This is a genomic window from Larkinella knui (assembly GCF_003858645.1).
In the GTDB taxonomy this organism is placed as follows: domain Bacteria; phylum Bacteroidota; class Bacteroidia; order Cytophagales; family Spirosomataceae; genus Larkinella; species Larkinella knui.
In genome coordinates this window covers 981656-1002366 of sequence record NZ_RQJP01000003.1, presented here as the reverse complement: position 1 = coordinate 1002366, position 20711 = coordinate 981656, and the positions used below count along the sequence as shown (strand labels likewise).

23 protein-coding genes are annotated in these 20711 nt (G+C 52.1%); 10 read left to right on the top strand and 13 right to left on the bottom strand.

The window, feature by feature from the left end; genetic code table 11:
- Positions 1 to 172 precede the first annotated feature (172 nt).
- A complete protein-coding gene (locus EHT87_RS18115; protein WP_124908049.1) occupies positions 173 to 1639 on the top strand; it encodes a glycosyl hydrolase in 1467 nt (488 codons plus the stop codon).
- 29 nt (positions 1640 to 1668) lie between these two features.
- Here EHT87_RS18115 and EHT87_RS18110 read toward each other — a convergent pair whose 3' ends face one another.
- Positions 1669 to 3633: a sialate O-acetylesterase gene (locus tag EHT87_RS18110; protein WP_124908048.1), complete on the bottom strand. Its 1965-nt coding sequence runs from the start codon at positions 3631 to 3633 to the stop codon at positions 1669 to 1671.
- Positions 3634 to 3724: 91 nt separating this feature from the next.
- Between EHT87_RS18110 and EHT87_RS18105 the strand changes: the two genes are divergently transcribed.
- Entirely contained in the window at positions 3725 to 3979 is a 255-nt protein-coding gene (locus tag EHT87_RS18105) for a hypothetical protein (RefSeq protein WP_124908159.1), read from the top strand.
- A gap of 104 nt (positions 3980 to 4083) precedes the next feature.
- On the opposite strand, the gene EHT87_RS31365 is transcribed toward EHT87_RS18105, so the two are convergent.
- Together EHT87_RS31365 and EHT87_RS18095 are read right to left on the bottom strand one after the other, a co-directional pair.
- Positions 4084 to 4668, bottom strand: a complete 585-nt coding sequence (locus EHT87_RS31365) for a collagen-like triple helix repeat-containing protein (protein WP_185716272.1) — start codon at positions 4666 to 4668, stop codon at positions 4084 to 4086.
- A 49-nt stretch (positions 4669 to 4717) separates the two neighbouring features.
- Positions 4718 to 5854 (bottom strand): hypothetical protein, encoded by a 1137-nt coding sequence (locus EHT87_RS18095; protein ID WP_124908047.1) that lies wholly within the window; start codon positions 5852 to 5854, stop codon positions 4718 to 4720.
- Positions 5855 to 6023: 169 nt separating this feature from the next.
- On the opposite strand from EHT87_RS18095, the gene EHT87_RS18090 reads away from it, so the two are divergent.
- Positions 6024 to 6638, top strand: a complete 615-nt coding sequence (locus EHT87_RS18090) for a Cj0371 family chemotaxis-regulating polar lipoprotein (protein WP_124908046.1) — start codon at positions 6024 to 6026, stop codon at positions 6636 to 6638.
- A 117-nt stretch (positions 6639 to 6755) separates the two neighbouring features.
- Positions 6756 to 7316 (top strand): PI-PLC domain-containing protein, encoded by a 561-nt coding sequence (locus EHT87_RS18085; protein WP_124908045.1) that lies wholly within the window; start codon positions 6756 to 6758, stop codon positions 7314 to 7316.
- Between the two features lie 353 nt (positions 7317 to 7669).
- Here the strand turns inward: EHT87_RS18085 and meaB are convergent, their stop codons facing one another.
- The 7 genes from meaB to EHT87_RS18050 form a co-directional block, all read right to left on the bottom strand.
- A complete protein-coding gene (meaB, locus tag EHT87_RS18080) occupies positions 7670 to 8641 on the bottom strand; it encodes a methylmalonyl Co-A mutase-associated GTPase MeaB (RefSeq protein ID WP_124908044.1) in 972 nt (323 codons plus the stop codon).
- Positions 8641 to 9321, bottom strand: a complete 681-nt coding sequence (locus EHT87_RS18075) for a 2-C-methyl-D-erythritol 4-phosphate cytidylyltransferase (protein WP_124908043.1) — start codon at positions 9319 to 9321, stop codon at positions 8641 to 8643. Before EHT87_RS18075 ends, meaB begins: the two co-directional genes overlap by 1 nt.
- Positions 9322 to 9403: 82 nt before the next feature.
- A complete protein-coding gene (gene queA / locus EHT87_RS18070; RefSeq protein WP_124908042.1) occupies positions 9404 to 10447 on the bottom strand; it encodes a tRNA preQ1(34) S-adenosylmethionine ribosyltransferase-isomerase QueA in 1044 nt (347 codons plus the stop codon).
- Between the two features lie 189 nt (positions 10448 to 10636).
- Positions 10637 to 11008 (bottom strand): hypothetical protein, encoded by a 372-nt coding sequence (locus tag EHT87_RS18065; protein ID WP_124908041.1) that lies wholly within the window; start codon positions 11006 to 11008, stop codon positions 10637 to 10639.
- A gap of 171 nt (positions 11009 to 11179) precedes the next feature.
- Entirely contained in the window at positions 11180 to 11848 is a 669-nt protein-coding gene (locus EHT87_RS18060) for a 3-keto-disaccharide hydrolase (RefSeq protein ID WP_124908040.1), read from the bottom strand.
- Positions 11849 to 11971: 123 nt separating this feature from the next.
- On the bottom strand, positions 11972 to 12532 hold the full coding sequence (locus tag EHT87_RS18055; RefSeq protein ID WP_124908039.1) for a hypothetical protein: 561 nt from the start codon (positions 12530 to 12532) through the stop codon (positions 11972 to 11974).
- Positions 12533 to 12549: 17 nt separating this feature from the next.
- Positions 12550 to 14049 carry an acetyl-CoA carboxylase biotin carboxylase subunit gene (locus EHT87_RS18050; RefSeq protein ID WP_124908038.1) on the bottom strand — a complete coding sequence of 500 codons (1500 nt, stop codon included), beginning with the start codon at positions 14047 to 14049 and terminating at the stop codon, positions 12550 to 12552.
- 224 nt (positions 14050 to 14273) lie between these two features.
- Between EHT87_RS18050 and EHT87_RS18045 the strand changes: the two genes are divergently transcribed.
- Positions 14274 to 15584: an aminotransferase class I/II-fold pyridoxal phosphate-dependent enzyme gene (locus tag EHT87_RS18045; RefSeq protein WP_124908037.1), complete on the top strand. Its 1311-nt coding sequence runs from the start codon at positions 14274 to 14276 to the stop codon at positions 15582 to 15584.
- A gap of 155 nt (positions 15585 to 15739) precedes the next feature.
- Positions 15740 to 15919, top strand: a complete 180-nt coding sequence (locus EHT87_RS18040) for a BF3379 family histone-like protein (RefSeq protein ID WP_124908036.1) — start codon at positions 15740 to 15742, stop codon at positions 15917 to 15919.
- A gap of 88 nt (positions 15920 to 16007) precedes the next feature.
- Here the strand turns inward: EHT87_RS18040 and EHT87_RS18035 are convergent, their stop codons facing one another.
- Both EHT87_RS18035 and EHT87_RS18030 read right to left on the bottom strand, forming a co-directional pair.
- Positions 16008 to 16415, bottom strand: coding sequence for a MaoC family dehydratase (locus EHT87_RS18035; protein ID WP_124908035.1), 408 nt, complete (start codon positions 16413 to 16415; stop codon positions 16008 to 16010).
- Between the two features lie 17 nt (positions 16416 to 16432).
- The gene (locus EHT87_RS18030; protein ID WP_124908034.1) at positions 16433 to 16864 is read right to left on the bottom strand and encodes a YybH family protein; all 432 of its coding nucleotides are present in this window, start codon (positions 16862 to 16864) and stop codon (positions 16433 to 16435) included.
- A gap of 156 nt (positions 16865 to 17020) precedes the next feature.
- On the opposite strand from EHT87_RS18030, the gene EHT87_RS18025 reads away from it, so the two are divergent.
- The 4 genes from EHT87_RS18025 to EHT87_RS18010 all read left to right on the top strand — a co-directional run bounded on the left by EHT87_RS18025 (position 17021) and on the right by EHT87_RS18010 (position 19064).
- Entirely contained in the window at positions 17021 to 17896 is an 876-nt protein-coding gene (locus EHT87_RS18025; RefSeq protein WP_310587561.1) for a diacylglycerol/lipid kinase family protein, read from the top strand.
- A 104-nt stretch (positions 17897 to 18000) separates the two neighbouring features.
- Positions 18001 to 18279, top strand: a complete 279-nt coding sequence (locus EHT87_RS18020) for a type II toxin-antitoxin system RelE/ParE family toxin (protein WP_124908032.1) — start codon at positions 18001 to 18003, stop codon at positions 18277 to 18279.
- A gap of 16 nt (positions 18280 to 18295) precedes the next feature.
- Entirely contained in the window at positions 18296 to 18625 is a 330-nt protein-coding gene (locus tag EHT87_RS18015; protein WP_124908158.1) for a HigA family addiction module antitoxin, read from the top strand.
- A 91-nt stretch (positions 18626 to 18716) separates the two neighbouring features.
- Positions 18717 to 19064, top strand: coding sequence for a translation initiation factor (locus tag EHT87_RS18010; RefSeq protein ID WP_124908031.1), 348 nt, complete (start codon positions 18717 to 18719; stop codon positions 19062 to 19064).
- 50 nt (positions 19065 to 19114) lie between these two features.
- Here the strand turns inward: EHT87_RS18010 and EHT87_RS18005 are convergent, their stop codons facing one another.
- The gene (locus EHT87_RS18005) at positions 19115 to 20608 is read right to left on the bottom strand and encodes a peptide MFS transporter (RefSeq protein WP_124908030.1); all 1494 of its coding nucleotides are present in this window, start codon (positions 20606 to 20608) and stop codon (positions 19115 to 19117) included.
- Positions 20609 to 20711: the final 103 nt, after the last annotated feature.

Below are 20711 nucleotides of genomic sequence, written 5' to 3'. Positions count from 1 at the left end.
ATCATAGCGCTTAAGCCCCGGCGGGGTGTTCTAATCAGTACGCCCCGCCGGGGCTTGTGTATCGTACGCAATTTTACCTATTGACAGGGTACCCCCTCCGGGGTAAGTTGCTCTTAACTAAGTAAATAGTATAGAATTTCATAGCCTCTTCATACGGAAAATCTAATTCGGAATGTTCAGACTTCGTAAGCGGGTATTCAGGATTTTTCTGATCAGCCTGCTGGGTTGCACACCCGATAAACCGGCGAATCCGGCCAAACCCGGTCCAAAAACCGTTCAGATCGAAGCGGAAACCGGCATTCTGTCCGGCGTGGAAGTTACCAAATCAACAGCCGGTTTTTCCGGAACCGGCTACGTCACGGGGTTCGATGATGCGACCGACAAACTGACACTGACGTTTGAGGCCACCGCGGGCCTGTATGAGTTAGCCATCGGATACGCATCGCCTTCGGGTGATAAAGGCGTTGATTTTCAGGTGAATGACGAGAAGGCCAGCGGAACGCTCAAGCAAAATACCGGTTTTGGTCTGGCTAAAACCGGTATTTTTCAATTGCAGCCGGGACAGAATACCATCACCATTTTTCGGGGTTGGGGCTATTTCAGCATCGATTACCTTCAGCTGACACCAACGACAGTCGCGTTGCCCGCAAAGCCGCCGAAAACCCTGGCCGATCCACAGGCAACCGCTTCGACCAGAGCCTTGTTTGCGTATCTGGTCGACCAATATGGCAGCAAAGTGCTTTCGGGGCAGCAGGATGAGGTGGAATATATTCTGGAAAAAACCGGTAAAGAACCCGCCATCGGCGCATTTGACCTGATCGACTATTCACCCAGCCGCGTTCAGAACGGCGCGACTCCGCAGCGATCCAGCGAAGCCTGCATTGCCTGGGCCCGGAAAGGGGAGGGGCGCGGCATCGTTAGCCTGCTCTGGCACTGGAATGCGCCCACTGATTTGATCGATCAAGCCCCCGACAAACTTTGGTGGAGCGGTTTTTACACGAAAGCCACGACCTTCGATCTGGCTACGGCGCTGGCCGACAGGAATAGCGAGAGATACCAGCTACTGCTCCGCGACATTGACACGATTGCCGGGGAACTCAAAAAATTTCAGGCCGTCGATATCCCCGTGCTCTGGCGACCGCTGCACGAAGCGTCGGGTGGCTGGTTCTGGTGGGGAGCTAAAGGCGCCGGGCCGTTCAAAGAGCTTTGGAAGTTGCTGTATGACCGGCTCACCAATCACCACCAGCTTCACAACCTGATCTGGGTCTATACCGGCACCGATTCGATCAACCCGGACTGGTATCCGGGCGATGCCTGCGTCGATGTGGTCGGACTGGATAGCTACGCCGACCCGACGGCCACCTTAAGCGGCAACTGGGCCAATGCACAGGCTCTTTTTAACGGTAAAAAGCTGGTTACCTTATCGGAAACCGGCAATCTGCCGCACCCCGATAAGGTGCGGGCGTTCGGTTCCTGGTGGTCGTGGTTTTCCGTATGGACCGGGGCCGATTACATCAAAAAACAGCCGGTTGATCAACTGAAAGCGGTTTATACCGATAAGGATGTGATCACCCGGGACGAATTGCCCAACTGGCGGTTGAGCAATCCATCGGGGGCAAAGATGGCCACTGAGCGGTGAGGAGGTTGTTTAGTCCCACTCGTTTCGCATTACTTAAAGCGGGCGGTTTCCGTTTTGCCCGGCCACGTATCCGTACGGAAGGGCACCGCCGGAAGCCCTTCTTTGTTGTAGAGATTGACCTCGCCATTGTCGTCCGCCCAGCCATAATGCACGGAAACGGGCGTGGCTACTTCGTTGGCATATACCACTACTTTATCGCCCTGGATTTCGGCTTTGGCCCAGTAAAATTTCTGGTCAGCGCCCGCCACTTCAAATCCCTTCAAGTAGCCGTATTTGTCGGATGACATCAGACCTGCGCCCAGATGGTCGAACGTCAGAATCGCTTTGTTTCCGTTTACTTCCATCGACTTGAAAACCGGTCCCGAATATTCCCGGTTCTGACCATAAACGGTCTTCAACGCATTAATGGCCAGGCGTTTGCCGACATCCTGCTTGTTTTTCGGGTGAATGTCCTTCGCTTCTCCAATATCGGAGGTAACGGCCATACCGGTATTGGGCAGAGCGAGTGTCATGGTCTGGGCTTCGCGGAGTTCGGCCCAGTTACTGCCGTTGGCACTGTTCCCATTTCCGGCGTTGAAGCTGGCTAACTGCACGAACAGAAAGGGAAAATCGCCCTGGCCCCAGCGCGTTCGCCAGTCGGTGATCATGAGTGGAAAAGCTTTGCGGTATTGAAAAGCCCGGCCCGCGTTGGTCTCGCCCTGATACCAGATCACACCTTCGATGGCATACGGAATCAGCGGGTTAATCATGGCATTGTAAAGAATGGTACCGGTCATGTTCGGGTTAACCAGTACGGCATTGCGGCTGAAATCGGCAATCCGGAATTTCCAGTCGCCCACTACTGAAATCTCCCGGCCACTGCCCGAAAGCTTGAATTGATCCTCCTTGGCCGTAAAACCGCCCCCTCCGCCGTAGTCTTCATCCCGCACGGCGATGACGTTCCGACCCGGTTTTAGCGTTCCGGCGGGAATGGTGTAATTTCGCAGGAGTCCGGCCTGACCGGTATTTCCCACCTTGATGCCGTTGACGTACGTTTCATCGGCGTCGTCGATTGTTCCCAGACTCAGCGTCATTTCTTTCCCGGCCAGCTCGTTGGGAATCGTAACTTCCCGTCGGAACCAAACCACACCGTCGAAACCGGGAATGGCTTTCCGGTCGAATAAATCGGGCAAACGCAGCGTCGGCCAGTTGGCATCATTGAAATCCATTCCCGACCACTGTTGAACCTCGGCGGCAGCGGGTAAACTCCCCTGCAATTTTGTGATCTGGGCCTGTAATTGCTCCAGCCGCTGTCTGGCAAACTCATCGAGATTCTTGGGCATGGCGTCCAGCGCGGGTTTAAACTCGTCGAAACTCGCCATCGCTTCCCGGCTTGTCCACGACTCCGACTGCGTGCCACCCCACGACGAATTGAGCAGGCCAATCGGCACATTATTCAGTTCTTTCTGCAATTCACGCGCAAAAAAGTAGCCAACTGCCGTAAAATTGCCAACGGTTTCGGGTGTGCAGGCTTGCCAGCTTCCAGTCAGAACATCCTCTTTTGGAGTCAGGCTCATGTCGTGCGGCACTTTGAAATGGCGAATCAGCGGATAATTGCCTTCTTTAATTTCTTTCTCGGCATTGGCCGACGATTTCACCACCATTTCCATGTTCGACTGCCCCGAGCAAACCCAGACTTCGCCCACCAGTACATCATCGAAGGTTACCGTATTTTTTTTGCCTGTGACGGTGAGGGCAAAAGGGCCACCGGCTTCGACGGGATCCAGGCGTAAAAGCCACTTTCCGGATTGGTCGGCTTTCGTACTTTTGGTCTGATTATTGAACTGAACGGTTATCTTCTCATTGGGCTCAGACCAGCCCCAAACCGGGAGTGGTTTCCGGCGCTGCAACACCATGTGGGAGCCGAAAATCTTGGGCAAGCGGACGTCGGCCCACGTTTGCAAAGCCATCAGCATGAAACCAATAGCCGCCACGTGACGAAATTTGAATACCATAGGAAGGGATTTAGGAAAAGGTTTTTTTAGCAAAAAAACTTGTATAGGCGGGAAAAATACAGATATTTAACCCAAAGTGCAATCCAACCTGATGAAGCTTGACGATTTTCTGAGACTCTCGCACGGTCACCAACAGGAACAACTCTGGTTCCGGGGTTCGGTGCTGGCCAATCGCTACGAGGATACCCATATCTATCTCCTCTACGCTCTGGATCTGTTTTATGTCGAGTTGCAGTATGATGCCGCCGGCAGTAAACTGCTCCGGCTGTCGGCTTTCACCTCCACCGAACCGCTGACCCCTTATCTGCCGCTGCTACCCGACGATTTGCTGGCGGAGTTGGGTTGAAAAGGTATTCGGTTTACCGTTTTCGGTGGCTGACGCAAGCCTAAAATGAATGCGTCAGCCACCGAAAACGGTAAACCGAATACCATATACCATAAGCCAGTCCTTCACTCCGGCAAGTCATACGCCTTGCGAACCTCCTCGTAATTACGATAGTCGATAGCGGCTTTCCGGCCGTTGCTCTGCTTGTCGGCGGTTACCACCACCACGCGAATGGCTTCGAAATATTCGCTTCCGGTCTGGAAGTCCGACGTCCGGCGGATGAACACCCCCGCCAGCGTTTGACCATTTCCGGGAAAAACAAAGTGCGTATACGTGTTGCCCTTGATGGTTTCGCCCGGTATGGAAAACCAGAAGGAATCTTCTTCATTGTTGGATTTCTTGACGGATTGTTTCACGTAGACGTAGAACACGCTCCGGTCCACAATGTCGCGGTTGATGGCCTGGGGCAGCGGCAGGAGCATATCGGTCATTCCTTCGTGCGCCCGCGCCGAATAATTGATCTGCTGGACATTCGAACTGCCATCCGCCCCTTTTGCCCCCGTATCGCCCTTGTCGCCTTTTGGCCCGGTTGCTCCGGGCACACCTTGTGGACCCTGCGGCCCTTCCGGTCCTTCAAGACCCTGACAGGCACTAATTGCCACACACCCAATCATGAGGAACTTCGTTACCAAGCGCACATACTTTTTCATACCGTATCAGGTTAAATCAGGTTATTTATGTAGATGACAAAGTTCGAAATTACGGAGAAATCCGGCTTTTTTTTTCATCATTCCCTCCTTCAACGCCCAAATACACCAGATATTCCACAATCAACGCCAGCGAATGGGCTTCACAGGTCCAGTCCATCCGAACCAGCCGGGATTGTGCGAGTCGGTTGAGAAGTGGGTTTTGGGACGCCGTCAGCATCCCGGCAATAAAAAAGGAATACGTCCGGATTTCTTTTTCAGGAATTGAAAGCACGTCGATTCGGGGCGGTTTTTCGCCCAGTTGCAGCAGGGACGTAGAAACAATCACCTGATCCATAATTGGCAAACCGGCTTTTAGCATCGCGTAAGCATCCCGAATCAACGGCACCCGGATTGACGCCAGCGGTTCGGGATCAAAAGCCGCCAGTAAACCGGCCACGTGATACAAAATCAGGGCGGCACGCGGATACGAATGCGAACAGCGGAAGGGCTCCCGGCGATACCGGCCCGTTTCAACCACCGAACGGATGAATTCCAGACTATCGTAATCGTGTTCGTTCAGGGGCAAGTCATACTGATAAATACAGAACAGAAGATTACACAGCACACTGGCGTCGAACTCGACGGGCATATTTTTGCCAAACCAGGTTGAATAGGCCCGCAAATTGACGTAGTCGGCGTAGGTATCTTCCACTTGCCGGGTGGCCAGATTGGCGTGTTCCGTGAGTTTTTGTTTGAGCCAGAGCAGGTCTTCGCGGGAAGGCTCGCTGGTCAGGTAAATCATCGCCGTATCGTCGGCATCGTCGGGTAGCCGGAAATGGTCGATTCGATGCAGAAGGTGGCCGTTCGGAAAATGGCCGGAAGGCTGGCCTCTTTTGGGCGTTCTGTAAAAATTGTACGTTTTCAGCCCATCTTTGTTCTGGAAATCAGGGTACTGACGAACCGCTTTTTGGGCAATACCGTCTATTTTTTCCTGCAAAACCGGCGGCAGTTGTGGCCGGATCTGCTGCAGGGTAAATACCGTAAGGGCCGTAAAGAACACGTTGGTGTCCGGGCGGTTATACCCCATCAGCAGCGGGTTTTTTCGGTACGACGGCAGGAGGCCCGGCGGGAAAAAGGTGTTTTTTTCCGACTGAAGTGCAGCTATCCGGGTGAGTGAATTTTCTATGAATGAGTTCCGTTCAGGCATATTTCCCAAAATTACAGGATCTCGTCGCATTTTGGCCCGCCACCATCCGGGTTCTGTTCATAATTCAGAACGCGAACCTCTTAACGCCTTTTTTTCCACTCATCCGGTAACTTCTTGCAACCACCGGACCTTCTCCGTAGTTTCGTTTCTACGATAGCTTTTCAAGACCATGACCCCAGTTCGGAAACATAGCATTTTACGCCGGGTGAAAGACATCACCCTCAGCACCACTCTGAGCATTGCGTTGCTGAACGGCACGGCGATGTTGCAGAGTTGTGGCAATTCGAATGACTCGGAATACGAGCAATCCGATAATGCCGAATCATCGGCAAAGTTTGGAAAAGGCGTTCGGACCTTCATCACCGAAACCAGTCCGGGTAACTTTAAAATTACGGACGAGGTGCAGGTCGATCCAAAACAAGCCGGAGCCGTCGTCAACTACGCTGACGGTCACCGCGATACGCTGAGTGTCGAAGCCGCCCGCCGGTTGGTGCAGTCCGATTCGTCGACCAGCCGGTATTTTCAGAATCCGTCGGCTTACCACCACCATAGCGGGTTATCCAACGTGTTGCTGTGGGGGAGCCTGGGCTATATGCTCGGCCGTTCGACCGCTCCGCGCTATGCCAACGAACGGAACTACAGCTCCGGCGTGTACAGCAGTCCGCAAACCTACGAACGCGCGAGCCGGATCGGGAGCACGGTCAGCAGCTCGCGGATCAGCCGTCCATCCGGCGGTCGCAGCGGTTTTTTCGGCGGTGGCCGTTCGCGCGGGTTTTCGTCTTAAGAATAAATTGGTTTACGGTATTCGTGTGGTATCGGAGCTAACTTATTCGTATCAGCACGCGTCAGCTACCGAATACCGTAAACGGAATACCGTAATCCGACTAACAACCTGAACTATATGAAACAAACGTTTATGTACAGTGCGCTGTTGGCGACAGCGCTTTTTTTAAACGCCTGCCAGAGTAAACAACAAGCGTCGGAAGCAACCACCCCGGCCGACACCACCGAGATCCTGCCAAACCGGGCGGATTCGCAGTCGGATGTAGCCGTGAGTGACTGGCTGGAAAAGCTGGTTGGTTCGGAAGACGGCCTGTTTCGGGGTGTCAATCTGGGCGATGCAGTATCGGTTGTAAAAGAGAACGAAAACGGCGAACCGTTTGAAGAAGATGCCGCCCACATTGGGTATACCATCGATTATCCAAATTTAGAATCGACTGATATCCAGTATTTTCTGGATAAAAACAAAAAAGTAATTCGGATCGACGTCGATATTTATTTGAACAACCGGGCGTCGGTCGATACGCATTTGCAGGAATTGACGGCGTATTTTACCCGAAAATACGGAAATGCGGTGGAAAAAAGCTGGAACGCTGCCGGGCATCGGATTACGCTCGCGGACGTTTCCAAAGGCAAAGATTTTGGCTTAAAACTGACCTTCGGCGGACGATCGAATGCATAGGTAAGCCTTTTAGAAATAAGCCTTTCCGGTTCGCCTGACACTCCTTATTCCGGTCTATTCTGACGGAGTCCCGTGTATCCCCGGAGGGGTGCTCTGTCAATAGAAACACGAGCCTGCTTACTATCATTAAGCCCCGGCTGGGGCGTCCTGATTTTCGGATCATCCTTTAGGACGCCCCAGCCGGGGCTTAAAAAATCGGATTAACCAGACCTGTTTCTATTGACAGAGCACCCCTCCGGGGTTACATGGGACCCCGGTAAGACGATTTTTGGGAAATTTCGCGCCTGGGCGGGCGTCGCGTTCCAGTCCCATTTAAGCGATTCCGATGTTTCGGGATTCAGGAACGGAACTCCTCAAAAATTCAATAACTGCCGGGCGCCCTGTAGCGGCAGAATTTCTCCTTTCCGAACGGCTGCTTCTACTTCCGCCAGTCGTTCCGGCAGGCCCGGCTGCGTATAAAACCGGGTTTCCAACTGCTGGCGAATGGTGGTGTGTAACCAGTCGAGGTTCTGTTGCTGCCGGTTTTGATCGCGGTGGCCGTTTTGGACAAGCTGGTTCTGATGGTCCGTAATCACGTGCCAGAGATCCGGAATTCCCCGGTTTTGCAGGGCCGAACAGGTCAGAACCGGGGGCGTCCAGTTGGTTGGTGAAGGGGGAAAAAGGTGCAGGGCGTTCTGGTATTCCAGCCGGGCGCGTTCGGCCGCAGCCGCATTGTCGCCGTCGGCTTTCGTGATGGCAATGGCGTCGGCCAGTTCCATGATGCCGCGTTTCATTCCCTGGAGTTCGTCACCCGCACCGGCCAGCATCAGCAGCAGAAAAAAATCGACCATGCCATGCACCAGCGTTTCGGACTGCCCCACGCCAACGGTTTCGATCAAAATAACATCAAATCCGGCCGCTTCGCAGAGGAGCATCGTTTCCCGGGTTTTGTTGGCCACGCCCCCCAGCGAACCACCCGAGGGCGTCGGGCGGATGTAGGCCCTTGGATCCATCGACAGCGTTTCCATGCGGATTTTGTCGCCTAGAATACTGCCATGCGACCGCTGGCTGGTTGGATCGATCGCCAAAACCGCCACTTTTTTTCCAATTGTCGTGAGCTGCTTGCCGAAGGCTTCGATAAACGTACTTTTCCCCACACCCGGAACACCCGTAATGCCGACCCGGATCGATTGCCCCGTTTGGGGCAACACCTGTTCCAATACCTGTAATGCCAGCACCTGATCGCTCTCTAACTGGCTCTCCACCAGGGTGATCGCACGGCTAAGCACCAGCCGGTCACCGGAGCGAATACCGGTAATATAGTGGTCGGGCGGGAGTCGACGCATTAGAATACGGATCGTAATTTCTGTTCGGCAATGGCTAAATCTTCCGGTGTCGTGATCTTTATGTTGTCGTACGAACCGTCGATGAGCGTAATGGGATATCCGGCGTAGTCGACAACGCTGGCGCAATCAGTAAAAAAAGGTTGTTCCTCTGCCTGAAAGGCACGTCGGAAAAGTGCGAGCTGAAACGTTTGTGGCGTTTGGATTAGGCGGTAATTTGCCCGGTCGACCGCCTGACTGCTTCCGTCCGGTGCCAGAAGTCGAACCGAATCTTTTAGTGGCACACAGGCCACGGCGCTTCCCGTTCGGCTGGCGGTTTCAAAACTGGCCTGAATCAGGTCGGTTGTAACAAACGGGCGGACGCCATCGTGAACCGCCACCAAACCGTCGTTCGTCGCAATGTGCGCCAGCCCATTCCGAACCGACTGAAACCGCGTCTGGCCACCCGCTATAACCTCGATTGATTCCGTAAAATTATACTGGTGACAAAGCGCTTTCCAAACCGGGAACTGTTCGTTCGGTAAAACAACACTAACCTGTAAATCAGGATCGGACGAGCAAAATCGCCGGATGGTGTGCATAAGAATGGGCAAACCGCCAATGGGCAGAAACTGCTTCGGCGACGTGATTCCCATCCGACTGCCACTTCCTCCGGCAACAATGATGGCGTAACGGTTTGTCATGGGATAAGAATAAAGAAAAAAGACAAGAGAAGAAAGACCGTTTCCTGAAGTCTTTCTTCTCTTGTCTCACGTCTTTTGTCTATCAAAGAATCAGCATCGCATCGCCATAGCTGAAGAATTTGTACTTCTCCTGAATGGCAATATCGTAGGCTTGTTTAATGAGGTCATACCCACCAAATGCGCTGGTCATCATGATCAGAATGGATTCCGGCAGGTGGAAATTGGTCAACAGCGCGTTGGCGATTTTGAAATCGTAGGGTGGAAAAATAAACCGGTCGGTCCAGCCTTCAACGGATTTCAGCCGACCATTGGCCGATACGGACGACTCAATGGCTTTCAGCGAAGTGGTTCCAACGGCGCAAACACGCTTGTTTTTGTCCAGCGCCTGATTGACAATATTGGCTGCGGAGTCCGTAATTGAATAATTTTCCGAGTCGGTCTTGTGTTTGGTCAGGTCTTCAACATCAACGGTCCGGAAGGTGCCCAGCCCCACGTGCAGGGTGATGGGGGCAAAATGGATTCCCTTGATTTCCATCCGCTTCATGATGGTTTTCGTGAAGTGCATACCGGCCGTCGGAGCGGCAACGGCCCCAACGTGCTGGGCAAAGATGGTTTGGTAGCGGTCGCGGTCGGAGTCTTCCGTTTTGCGCTTGATTTCGCGGGGCAAAGGCGTTTCGCCCAGTTCATCGATCGCTTTCATAAACTCTTCGTGCGACCCTTCAAATAAAAACCGGATGGTTCGGCCACGGGACGTGGTGTTATCGATCACTTCCGCAACCAGGTCACTGTCACCAAAATACAATTTATTTCCCACCCGAATTTTCCGGGCCGGATCGACTAGCACATCCCACAGCCGCATTTCACGGTTGAGTTCGCGCAGCAGGAAAACTTCAATTTTAGCACCGGTTTTTTCTTTATTACCATAAAGCCGTGCGGGGAACACCTTGGTGTTGTTGATAACCATCACGTCTCCGTCATCAAAATAGGACAGGATGTCGGAGAATTGTTTGTGTTCGATGGTTTTTGTTTTACGATCCACAACCATCAGCCGCGCTTCCCCACGTTCGGGCGGATACAAGGCAACAAGACTTTGGGGTAAGTCAAACCTAAATTCAGACAGCTTCATACGGTCAAGAAAAGAGCAGCTCTCTCAAAAGAGCGCAAAATTAGCAAAAAACAGTTAGCAGTTGACAATGAGCCGATTGCATTCAGCCGGTATTTTCGGGAAAAAACAAGGCAATTGCGTACGGGTTGTCAGCAAATATACGTTGCGCGGGAGGCCGATTGCAAGTATATCGTATAAACGGCTTACTACTTACTGCTCATTTGCTTCCAATCCAAGCGCATGAATGGGCTTTACGGACCCTTCCAGATTGGTTTCCGGCCGCTCGGCAATTGAAAATTTTTGCATTAATTCGGGAGTCACTTCATTCGAATAAGTGCCTTGTGCCGATACAAACACGCCTTTCATGCCATTCGTTGTTGAAATGGCGTACAGCGTCATCTCATCGCCGGGGTCAGAGGTGCCCTCAAAACGGTGAAACTCATCGACCGTAATTTCTTCGCTTTTTAATTTTAAGCCCGTACCACTTTCTTCCAGATAATCCCGTTTTGGGGTGAATTCGTGCGTATAGCCGCGTTCGCGCAGGCTTTCCATCGCTTCCGTCAGGGTTTCAAAATGGTTCATGGTGTTTCTCGTTTAATGATACTTAAGAAACCCGGAACCGAAGAAGATGTTTTGAAGACGCAAGGAAAAAGGAAGAGGTATGAGTTAAGAATTAAAAGTTAAAAAGCAGGCCGACGCGTACAGACCGTACTTTTAATTTTTAATTCTTAACTTTTAACTCTTCATTCATTTTCAGTCGGGCAACACTTTCACCATGATGTCTTTGAAATAGACTTTGCTTTTCGGATCATGGGCCTGCAGCGCGAACGTCCCGCTGCTGATTTTGCGTTCGGCCATGTCTTTCGGACGTTCCACGTTGTCGGGTTCGGTGTATTCGTTCACGACTTTGTCATTGATTTTGATGGTCACTTTTTTACCCTGAACCATGATTTCTTCGGTATACCATTCATTGTCTTTGACGTAGGTTTCTTTCACATCCTGAATGGCGTAGAGGCTCGCCGTCCGTCGCCAGTCGGTGTGCGAATTGTTCACCTGAACCTCAAACCCTTTTCTGGGCCAGCTTTCTTCCTGATACTGCGTATGGAAATACATGCCGGAGTTGGAGCCGGGCAGCGTCATCACTTTGGCCTTGAACTGGAAATTTTTGAAGTTGTGGTCTTTCACCGGTCCTACGTAGAAAAGGTGCCCAACCGGACCATTGACCGCAATGGCTCCATCTTCGATTTTGAAGGACTCGGCGTTCTTGCCAACTTTCCAGCCATCGAACGATTTGCCGTCGAAAAGGCTGATCCAGCCTTTTTCTGCTTTTGGCGATGACGCCGACTTGGAAGCGGTCGTTGACGATTTTGAGCAAGCACCCAGAACGAGCATTGCACAACAAAATACTACTAGGTTTTTCATAGGGGTATTTAGGAAAAGGAATTTGTTTTCTGCGCTAAGTTACACAACCCTGTTAATTACTTCGATTCCTGTCCGCCGATTATCGTGGTTTTTTAATTCTGTACGCATCCTGCGTCGAGCGGTTTACAGATTGGCCAGCCAGATGACGAGGCTCTGGAACCCGAAAATCACAGCAAGAAAGCCGAAAATGATGGCCATGGTTTTCATTCGCGCTTTCAATACCGGCTTTTCGGATACCGCTGGTTGCCAAAGAATAGCGAAAATGGCTTTCAGGGTTGGCAGATTTAAAAACAACACCAGCAGCAGCAGCGCCAGACAGGTGGCCGCCACCGCCATCGCCCCAAATGAAATTTGAAACGTGATATCGACCACCACAATGTTCAACAGGATGGGAATCAGAATGGCGACTCCCGGCAATTTCGTTTTCGGGCTTAGCAACAACCACGCCCCGACGATCTGGGAAAGGCCGATAAACCAGATGTAAAAAGGCGAATGACCGAAAAAGGCCCAGGCCAAATTAAAACCGCTTGCTTCGGCTAACGGCAGGCGGGCGGCTTCGGCGGGAAAATGACCGGGTCTGAAAAACTGCCCGCCCAAAATCTTTCCCCATCCATATACATTGAGTATCAGGAAAACGTAATAACGGGCTGCGAGTTCGAGGTAAAACGTCCAGCTTTTGAGCATCGTTTGGTCGTATTGCGTTAACCCAACCGCCTTTCCCGCCACTTGCTGCGTTGCTGATCAACGACAACGGCACCCGGCCCGGACTTCGGCTTGCTGGTCTGGAATAACCAGGCCGCCAGAACGCCCGCCAACTGGGTTTCTTCCGCATGGGTTGCGGGGAGCAGTTTATCGGGGGTAAAATACCGATTGACAAAATGGGTGTCGAACTGCCCCGACCGGAACGCGTCGTGCTGCATCACAAACCGGCAGAAGGGCAGCGTCGTTTGAACGCCCGTGATGCGGTATTCGTCGATGGCGCGGATCATTTTTTCAATGGCTTCGGCCCGTGTGGCTCCGGTGGTCACCAATTTGGCAATCATCGGATCGTAATAAATCGGAATGGCCATGCCCTGCTCAAAACCGTCGTCTACCCGAATGCCATTGCCCTGGGGCCGTACGTAGGTTTCCAGCGTTCCGACGTCGGGCAGAAAGTTATTGGCCGGATCTTCGGCATACACCCGGATTTCGATGGCGTGACCGTTAATTTCCAGATCTTCCTGCTTAATCGCCAGCGGTTTTCCTTCGGCAATGAAAATCATCTGTTTCACCAGATCGATGCCCGTGATCTGTTCCGTCACCGGATGCTCGACCTGAAGCCGGGTGTTCATTTCCAGAAAATAGAAATTCAGCTGATCATCGACGATAAATTCCACCGTTCCGGCTCCGTAATAGCCACAGGCCCGCGCCACTTCCACCGCGCAACGGCCCATTTCGGCCCGGATTTCGGGCGTAAGGACCGACGACGGAGCTTCTTCCACCACTTTCTGATGCCGGCGCTGCACGGAACATTCGCGCTCGAACAGGTGGATGATGTTGCCGTGCTGATCGCCCAGTACCTGAATCTCAACGTGCCGGGGCGAGGTGACATATTTCTCGATAAAAACCGACCCGTCGCCGAACGCCGACGTAGCCTCGCTGACGGCCCGGTTCATGCCTTCGTCAAAATCCGCTTCCTGTTCCACAATCCGCATGCCTTTGCCACCGCCCCCCGCACTGGCCTTGATCAGAATCGGGTAGCCGATCCGGGCTGCGGTTTTCTTGGCGTCGTCGCGATCGGTTATGGCTTCGGGTGTGCCGGGAACCATCGGGATGTTGTAGGATGCCACCGCGGCTTTGGCCGCCAGTTTGCTACCCATGACTTCAATGGATTCCGGCGACGGCCCGACGAAGATCAGCCCGGCATTCCGGACGGCCCGCGCAAAACCGGCGTTCTCCGACAAAAAACCGTAGCCCGGATGAATGGCGTCGGCACCGGTTTGTCGACAAACGTCGATGATGACATCGGCCCGAAGGTACGATTCTGACGAAGGAGCGGGACCCACGCAGACGGCCTCGTCGGCATACCGGACATGGAGCGACTGGCGGTCGGCCTCACTGAAAATAGCCACGGTACGAATACCCATTTCGCGGGCCGTCCGCATGATCCGCAGGGCAATTTCACCCCGGTTGGCAACGAGAAGTTTCTGAATTTTAGTCATTGAATGTCAATCGTTGATCATTCCTTTTTCGGCAAAAGATGGTCTGAAAACGGCTCTGGACCGAAAAAGAATGGGTTTACAAAAATATACTTCTCGCTGCCCGCTCCTAATTTTCGGCGTTTATTTCTAAAACCAACCCCTTCTTTGTGGTTGACAGATTTTAATTTACTTTTGTACTTATGTGGTTAACAAACTCATTATAAACCGGTAAATAGCGCAATAAAGTGGATTTATTTGAGAAATTACGCACCAACCTCGGACCCATCGGTTCGTCATCGCGGGAGTTTAACGCGCACCATTATTTTGCATTTCCCAAGCTGGAAGGCGAGTTAGGGCCGCACATGATGTTTCGGGGGAGGAAGATGCTCAATTGGAGTTTGAATAATTACCTGGGCCTCGCCAATCATCCGGACGTGCGGGAAGTGGATGCCCAGGCGGCTAAAGACTGGGGTCTGGCCTATCCAATGGGCGCCCGGATGATGTCGGGTAATTCGGATCTGCACGAAGAACTGGAGAAACAATTGGCGGAGTTTGTTGGCAAAGAGGATTCGTTTTTGCTCAATTATGGCTATCAGGGCGTGATGTCGGCCATCGAAGCCGTTGTCGATTATCGCGATGTGATTGTCTACGACGCCGAATGTCATGCGTGTCTGATCGACGGGATTCGTTTGCACAAAGCCAAGATGGGCGAATACTATAAATTCAACCACAATGACATCGATAGCCTGGAGAAAAATTTACAGCGCGCCACCAAAAAAGCCGCTGAAAAAGGGGGCGGAATCCTGGTCATCACGGAAGGCGTATTCGGTATGTCGGGCAAAGTCGGCAATCTGAAAGACATCGTGGCCCTGAAAGAAAAATATGATTTTAAATTGCTGGTCGACGATGCGCACGGTTTTGGAACCATGGGCGCAACGGGGGCCGGTGTCGGCGAGTTGCAGGGATGTCAGGACGGTATTGACCTGTATTTCTCCACCTTCGCCAAGTCGATGGCGGCCATTGGCGCGTTCATTGCCGGTGATCACGACATTATTATGTACTTAAAGTACAACATGCGTTCACAAACGTATGCAAAGGCCCTGCCGATGCCCTACGTTGTGGGGGCCATGAAGCGGCTTGAGCTCATTAAAAACCACCCGGAATTGCGCGAAAAACTGTGGCAGAATGTCCGGGCGATGCAGGAAGGTCTGCGGGCTCGTGGCCTCAACATTGGCGATACGACTTCGCCCGTGACCCCGGTGTTTTTACAAAACGTAGGCGGTGTTCAGGAAGCTGGCGTGCTGGTTCGTGATCTGCGCGAAAACATGGGTATCTTCTGCTCCATTGTGGTGTATCCGGTGGTTCCGAAGGGCGTCATCATGCTACGGATCATTCCAACGGCCGCCCATTCGCTCGAAGACGTCGACTATACCCTGAAAGCCTTCAGTGAAGTGTCCGAAAAATTGAATCGGGGATTTTATCGTGAAAATGCCCATCAGGTGGTGATTGATACGGCTCTAGTGCCCTCAGACGTCGCAAAAACCATTGCCGAGTGACCGTTTAGTAAGGAAACTAGCTTTATTTGGACTTTTCCAACGATTTTTTTTACGGTTTTCTTGCGCTGAATCATAGAATGCGTATATTTCGTCAAAAACGCGGTTTTTGAGCGTTTTAGGGCATTTTTCACAACTTAAACCCCATACAATCCGTTATGGCACGCTTCGATGAAATAAAAAATCTGGTCATGTCTCTGGAAGGCGATTTCGAGAAATTCTACGAAAAAGGCAATCAGGCAGCCGGTACCCGTGTACGCAAAGGCATGCAGGATCTGAAGACATTGGCACAGAATATTCGCGCTGAAGTTCAAGGTCAGAAAAATGCGAAAGAGTAGGCAACAGGTACGCTACATCAAACAAGCCCGGCGGTATCGTCGGGCTTGTTTGGTTAATGGGGCAACGGATTGATAACTTGTCGGATGCTTACCCTTTTTTATACAGCAACGTCGCTATGCCGCGCGTCGTTACTTTTCCGGTCTGGACGTCTTTGATTTCGACTGAAACTTCGAACGTGTTTTTTTCGGGATTGGTAGAAATGACCGTAAAGACGGCTTCGTAGTCTGTATCGACAAACATCGGACGCAGAAATTCCAGGGTTTGCTTCAGGTAGACCGAGCCGTGTCCGGGAAACTGCGTTCCCAGCACTTTGGTAATGACGCTGGCGCCCAGCATGCCGTGAATAATGGGCCGTTTGAAGGCCGTCTGGCTGGCAAACGCAGCATCGAGGTGCAACGGATTGTCGTCGCCGGTAACGCGCGCAAATGCTTCGACGTCGGCTTGCGAAAACCGGAAAGTATGCCGGTGAACGGCGTTTAATTCGAAAGTGGTCATAGAAGATAAAAAAGCGATTAGCTGGAATGGTCGCTGACGATCACCCACTGGCCGTTAATTTTTCGCCAAAGTAAACTAAAATACCCTTCCGCATCGCCGACTTTGGGGCGTGTCAGCTGAAATTTCCCGATCACATACGCTACATTCCGGGCTTGGAACTCCAGTTTAAGAATCGTGAACTTCAAGGTTCCCATCGATGCCTGGTCGGGATACCGGCGCTTGTAGTTGCTCAGCGTAGCGTCATACCCGTACGTAATGCCCACCTTACCGATAAACGTCAGCGAGTCGGATTTCCAGTAGCCGTTCATAAAGGCAGCGGTATTTCCGGCATTCCAGTCGGCGGTTTGGCGGTCCAGAATCGCCAGGATGGCTTTTCGGTCGGCGGGCGTTTGGGCCTGAGAACCAGTGATGACGAACAAAAAAAGAACGAAGACGACTAGTTTTTTCATTTTATCCCGTACTTTGATGGCGTATAATTTCCCAATACTAATGAATAAAATCCGCAAATTTTACCAAGACTATAAGCCCTACATCTTTTCGGATGGCTGGTATTATGTTTTCATTCTGGTGTTCATTCTGATTCTGTTCATTTTCTTTTCCTGATCGTGGCGCAGACAACTTTGCTGGCCATTGTCAACCCGCTATCGGGCACGGCGTCGGTTCAGGATAAGCAAAAGTGGGTTGATTTTCTGCTTACAAAAGCGCCCGATGCCGGTTTTACGCCCGAAGCGGTATTTACCACACATCCCGGCCACGCTACGGAACTGGCAGCGGCCGCCGTTCGGCAGGGAATCCGCCGGCTGGTGATCATTGGGGGCGATGGCACCGTGAACGAAACCGCCCAGGCACTGCTGAATACGCAAACGGCCCTGGGAATTGTCCCGGTTGGTTCGGGCAACGGGCTGGCACGGCATCTGAGCCTGCCACTGAATCCGAAAAAAGCCATTGAACGCGCCATACACGGCCGACCGGTGGTGATTGACAGCGGACGCATCAACGAACGCGCCTTTTTTTGCACCACCGGCATTGGCTTCGACGCGTATGTGGCCGGGGAGTTTGCCCAACAACCGGTGCGGGGCCTGCCCACGTATATTCGAACGGCCTACCGGGCGTTCTGGAACTACCAGCCGGCTACCTACGAAATTGATCAAAAACCGCATCGCTTGTTTTCGCTCACCATCGCCAATGCCGGGCAGTTTGGTAATAATGCCTGGATTTCCCCCCAATCCAATGTCGCCGATGGTTTGCTGGACGTCTGCCAGTTGAAACCGTTTCCGCCCAGTGCCGTCGGTATGCTGGCGTGGCGGTTGTTTAACAAAACGCTCGATCAGTCAACGTACCTGACGGTGCGGCCGACCCGGACGGTTGTGGTGAAAGGGGAGGGTCCGCTGCTCATTCACGTCGATGGAGAACCGGTGATGTTGACCACCGACACTGTGACGGTGCAGGTGGTGCCGTCGAGTTTGCTCGTGATTCGGTAAAAGACCCGTAGTTTTCCAACCAGGAGTAGAGATGGTGTTACCCAGTACCTGAAACGTTTTAAGTTAGGTTTGCAACTTGGCACGTTTCACGTTACTATTGCGTTATGATTGTCAGTTACCGACACAAAGGGCTTGAATTGTATGCTTTGAAGGGCGACCGTTCGAAACTTCATCAGCTACACGTTCAGAAAATTAAAACAATTCTAACCCGGCTTGATGCTGCGGTAAATGCGCAGGCGATGGATCAACCAGGGTATAAATTTCACGCCCTTTCTGGTGATTTGCAGGGGTTTTATTCGGTGAAGGTTTCTGGAAATTACCGAATTATTTTCCGCTTTGACGGGGAAAATGTCCATGACGTGGATTATATAGATTATCACTAATTAGAAAATAAGATTGATGGCACTCTTTGATCCGGCCCATCCGGGCGACCTGATTCGCGAAACCATTGAAGGGTTGCGTGAGGAAACTGGCCAAAAACTGACTGTTCAGGAAGTTGCCGACGGCTTAGGCACGACTCGAAAAACGCTTTCGGCGATTATTAACGGTAAACAAAGCGTCACGCCCGAAATGGCCATCCGTTTGGCTACGGCTTTTGCGAATACCACGCCGGAGTTTTGGCTTACTGTACAGGAAAACTACGATCTTGCTCAGGCTCGGCGAAAGGTGGATGTGAGTAATGTCCGGGTATTTTGGAAACCGACCGGATTGGCGGCCCAGCCTGTCTAAATGTAGTCTGGTTTGACAACTTGACGATGGGTACGAATGATCTCTACCCAGTTGTGTCATCGGTAGTAACGCCGAAAATTTGCTAAAAACAATGAGTAAGAAAACCAATACCGATAAATCCCGCTTCGGAATCGTGTATTCAACCGACCCGAACTTTGCTTATCAATCGGGCACTTCTGAAGCCAAAACACTGAAACCGGAGCAGCAGAATCTCAAAATCTGGCTCGACCGCAAAGGGGGCGGAAAAGTAGTGACGGCCGTCCGGGATTTCATCGGCACCGATGCCGATCTGACCGAACTGGCCAAACAGCTAAAAACCGTATGCGGCTCCGGCGGTTCCGCCAAAGAGGGTGAAATCCTGATTCAGGGCGATCACCGCGACAAAGTCCTGGCCTGGCTAACGGGGAAAGGATATAAAGGAAAGAAAGCGGGGGGATAAGTTAGGAGTTAAGAGTTGGCTGACGCACATGACTCTTAACTCCTAACTCTTCATTGAATACCGCCGAGCCATCTCTTTAGGGGGCGGGAGAAGATGAGGATCAGCAGGGCGAAGCCAAAGCTGAAGTAGACCACACTCATGAAGAGTTGGGGCATTTGCTGGACATTGCTTTCGTCGAAACCGCCCGCAAACAAACCGGCAATCAAATTGCCCAGCGACGTACCGACAAACCAGATTCCCATCAGTTGGCTCAGGTAGCGTTTGGGAGCCAGTTTGGTGAATGAACTCAGTCCGACCGGACTCAGGCAAAGCTCGCCCAGTGTATGGAATAAATAGGTGAATGTCAGGAAGATGGGTGAGGTGAGCTGGCCGGTCAGCGCAATTTTTGACGCTACCACCATCACTAGATACCCCAGTCCCAACAGAAATAAGGCCACGGCAAACTTGAGGTGGGGCGCCGGATTTCGGTTGCGGTTTCCCAAATAAATCCAGAGAGCCGCCAGAATAGGAGAAAAAATCAGAATAAAAGCCGGATTGAAATTCTGGAACCAACTCGACGGCATCTGCCAGCCAAAGAAATTGAGGTCCGTGTACCGATCCGAAAAAATCTGGAGCGACGAACCCTGTTGTTCAAAACCGGCCCAGAAGACGGCGGAACCCAGGAAAAAAACGAACAGAACACCAACCCGCTTCTTTTCGACGAGGGTTAGACCGCCCGCCAGCAGAATGAACAGAAAATAACCGACGGAGGTGAGCGTAATGATCACCCCGGCTCCTTTGGCCAGGCCCTGCGCCGTGGTCAGGTCCAGAACGCCCGTCACTTGCAGAATGGCCAGAACCGCGGCCAGACCCGCCACAAAAAACAGGCTGCGGTTCTGGTTGGTATTGTCCGTGGTTGCTTCGGCTTTGGCGGGAACATTTCCGTAGTCACTGAGGTATTTCTGTCCGAAAATCCGGAACACAACCAGACCGAAAAGCATGCCGACGGCAGCGGCTCCAAAACCGTAATGCCAGCCTATTTTCTGACCCAGATAACCTACGATGGTGATGCCCAGAAACGAGCCCATGTTGATGCCCATGTAGAAAATTGAAAAAGCCGCATCGCGCCGGGCGCCCCCTTCGGGATACAGTTCGCCAACGATGGAACTGATGTTGGGCTTCAGCAAGCCCGTTCCGATGGCCACCGTTATGAGACCCACGAAAAACAGGGCGCTACCGCCCGGAATGGCCAGAAGGATGTGGCCAAACATGATGACGAAACCGCCGTACCAGATGGATTTTCGTTGCCCCAAAATGTTGTCGGCAATCCAGCCGCCGGGCAGTGACAGCAGATAACCCGAAGCCGTATACAATCCGTAAATAGCCGCCCCTTCCATTTCGCTGAGGCCCATACCACCCCGAATGTTGTCGATCAGGAAAAGCAGCAGAATGGCGCGCATGCCGTAGTAGCTAAACCGCTCCCACATTTCGGTAAAAAACAGGACATACAATCCGGGGGGATGTTTGGCCGAAGCGGCTGGTGGTGATGATACGGTTGCTTGCATTCTACGGGTTGCGTTGATGAGTTTAAATGAGAACGAAAATCCGGTATTTTCCGGTTATCGGGACATTAAATATAGATGATACACCGGAATCTCCCAAAAATTG

Bases quoted from the DNA above. Each gene is read 5' to 3' on its own strand.
- EHT87_RS18115 (WP_124908049.1), top strand. From the start codon at position 173: ATGTTCAGACTTCGTAAGCGGGTATTCAGGATTTTTCTGATCAGCCTG.
- EHT87_RS18110 (WP_124908048.1), bottom strand. From the start codon at position 3,633: ATGGTATTCAAATTTCGTCACGTGGCGGCTATTGGTTTCATGCTGATG.
- EHT87_RS18105 (WP_124908159.1), top strand. From the start codon at position 3,725: ATGAAGCTTGACGATTTTCTGAGACTCTCGCACGGTCACCAACAGGAA.
- EHT87_RS31365 (WP_185716272.1), bottom strand. From the start codon at position 4,668: ATGAAAAAGTATGTGCGCTTGGTAACGAAGTTCCTCATGATTGGGTGT.
- EHT87_RS18095 (WP_124908047.1), bottom strand. From the start codon at position 5,854: ATGCCTGAACGGAACTCATTCATAGAAAATTCACTCACCCGGATAGCT.
- EHT87_RS18090 (WP_124908046.1), top strand. From the start codon at position 6,024: ATGACCCCAGTTCGGAAACATAGCATTTTACGCCGGGTGAAAGACATC.
- EHT87_RS18085 (WP_124908045.1), top strand. From the start codon at position 6,756: ATGAAACAAACGTTTATGTACAGTGCGCTGTTGGCGACAGCGCTTTTT.
- meaB (WP_124908044.1), bottom strand. From the start codon at position 8,641: ATGCGTCGACTCCCGCCCGACCACTATATTACCGGTATTCGCTCCGGT.
- EHT87_RS18075 (WP_124908043.1), bottom strand. From the start codon at position 9,321: ATGACAAACCGTTACGCCATCATTGTTGCCGGAGGAAGTGGCAGTCGG.
- queA (WP_124908042.1), bottom strand. From the start codon at position 10,447: ATGAAGCTGTCTGAATTTAGGTTTGACTTACCCCAAAGTCTTGTTGCC.
- EHT87_RS18065 (WP_124908041.1), bottom strand. From the start codon at position 11,008: ATGAACCATTTTGAAACCCTGACGGAAGCGATGGAAAGCCTGCGCGAA.
- EHT87_RS18060 (WP_124908040.1), bottom strand. From the start codon at position 11,848: ATGAAAAACCTAGTAGTATTTTGTTGTGCAATGCTCGTTCTGGGTGCT.
- EHT87_RS18055 (WP_124908039.1), bottom strand. From the start codon at position 12,532: ATGCTCAAAAGCTGGACGTTTTACCTCGAACTCGCAGCCCGTTATTAC.
- EHT87_RS18050 (WP_124908038.1), bottom strand. From the start codon at position 14,049: ATGACTAAAATTCAGAAACTTCTCGTTGCCAACCGGGGTGAAATTGCC.
- EHT87_RS18040 (WP_124908036.1), top strand. From the start codon at position 15,740: ATGGCACGCTTCGATGAAATAAAAAATCTGGTCATGTCTCTGGAAGGC.
- EHT87_RS18035 (WP_124908035.1), bottom strand. From the start codon at position 16,415: ATGACCACTTTCGAATTAAACGCCGTTCACCGGCATACTTTCCGGTTT.
- EHT87_RS18030 (WP_124908034.1), bottom strand. From the start codon at position 16,864: ATGAAAAAACTAGTCGTCTTCGTTCTTTTTTTGTTCGTCATCACTGGT.
- EHT87_RS18020 (WP_124908032.1), top strand. From the start codon at position 18,001: ATGATTGTCAGTTACCGACACAAAGGGCTTGAATTGTATGCTTTGAAG.
- EHT87_RS18015 (WP_124908158.1), top strand. From the start codon at position 18,296: ATGGCACTCTTTGATCCGGCCCATCCGGGCGACCTGATTCGCGAAACC.
- EHT87_RS18010 (WP_124908031.1), top strand. From the start codon at position 18,717: ATGAGTAAGAAAACCAATACCGATAAATCCCGCTTCGGAATCGTGTAT.
- EHT87_RS18005 (WP_124908030.1), bottom strand. From the start codon at position 20,608: ATGCAAGCAACCGTATCATCACCACCAGCCGCTTCGGCCAAACATCCC.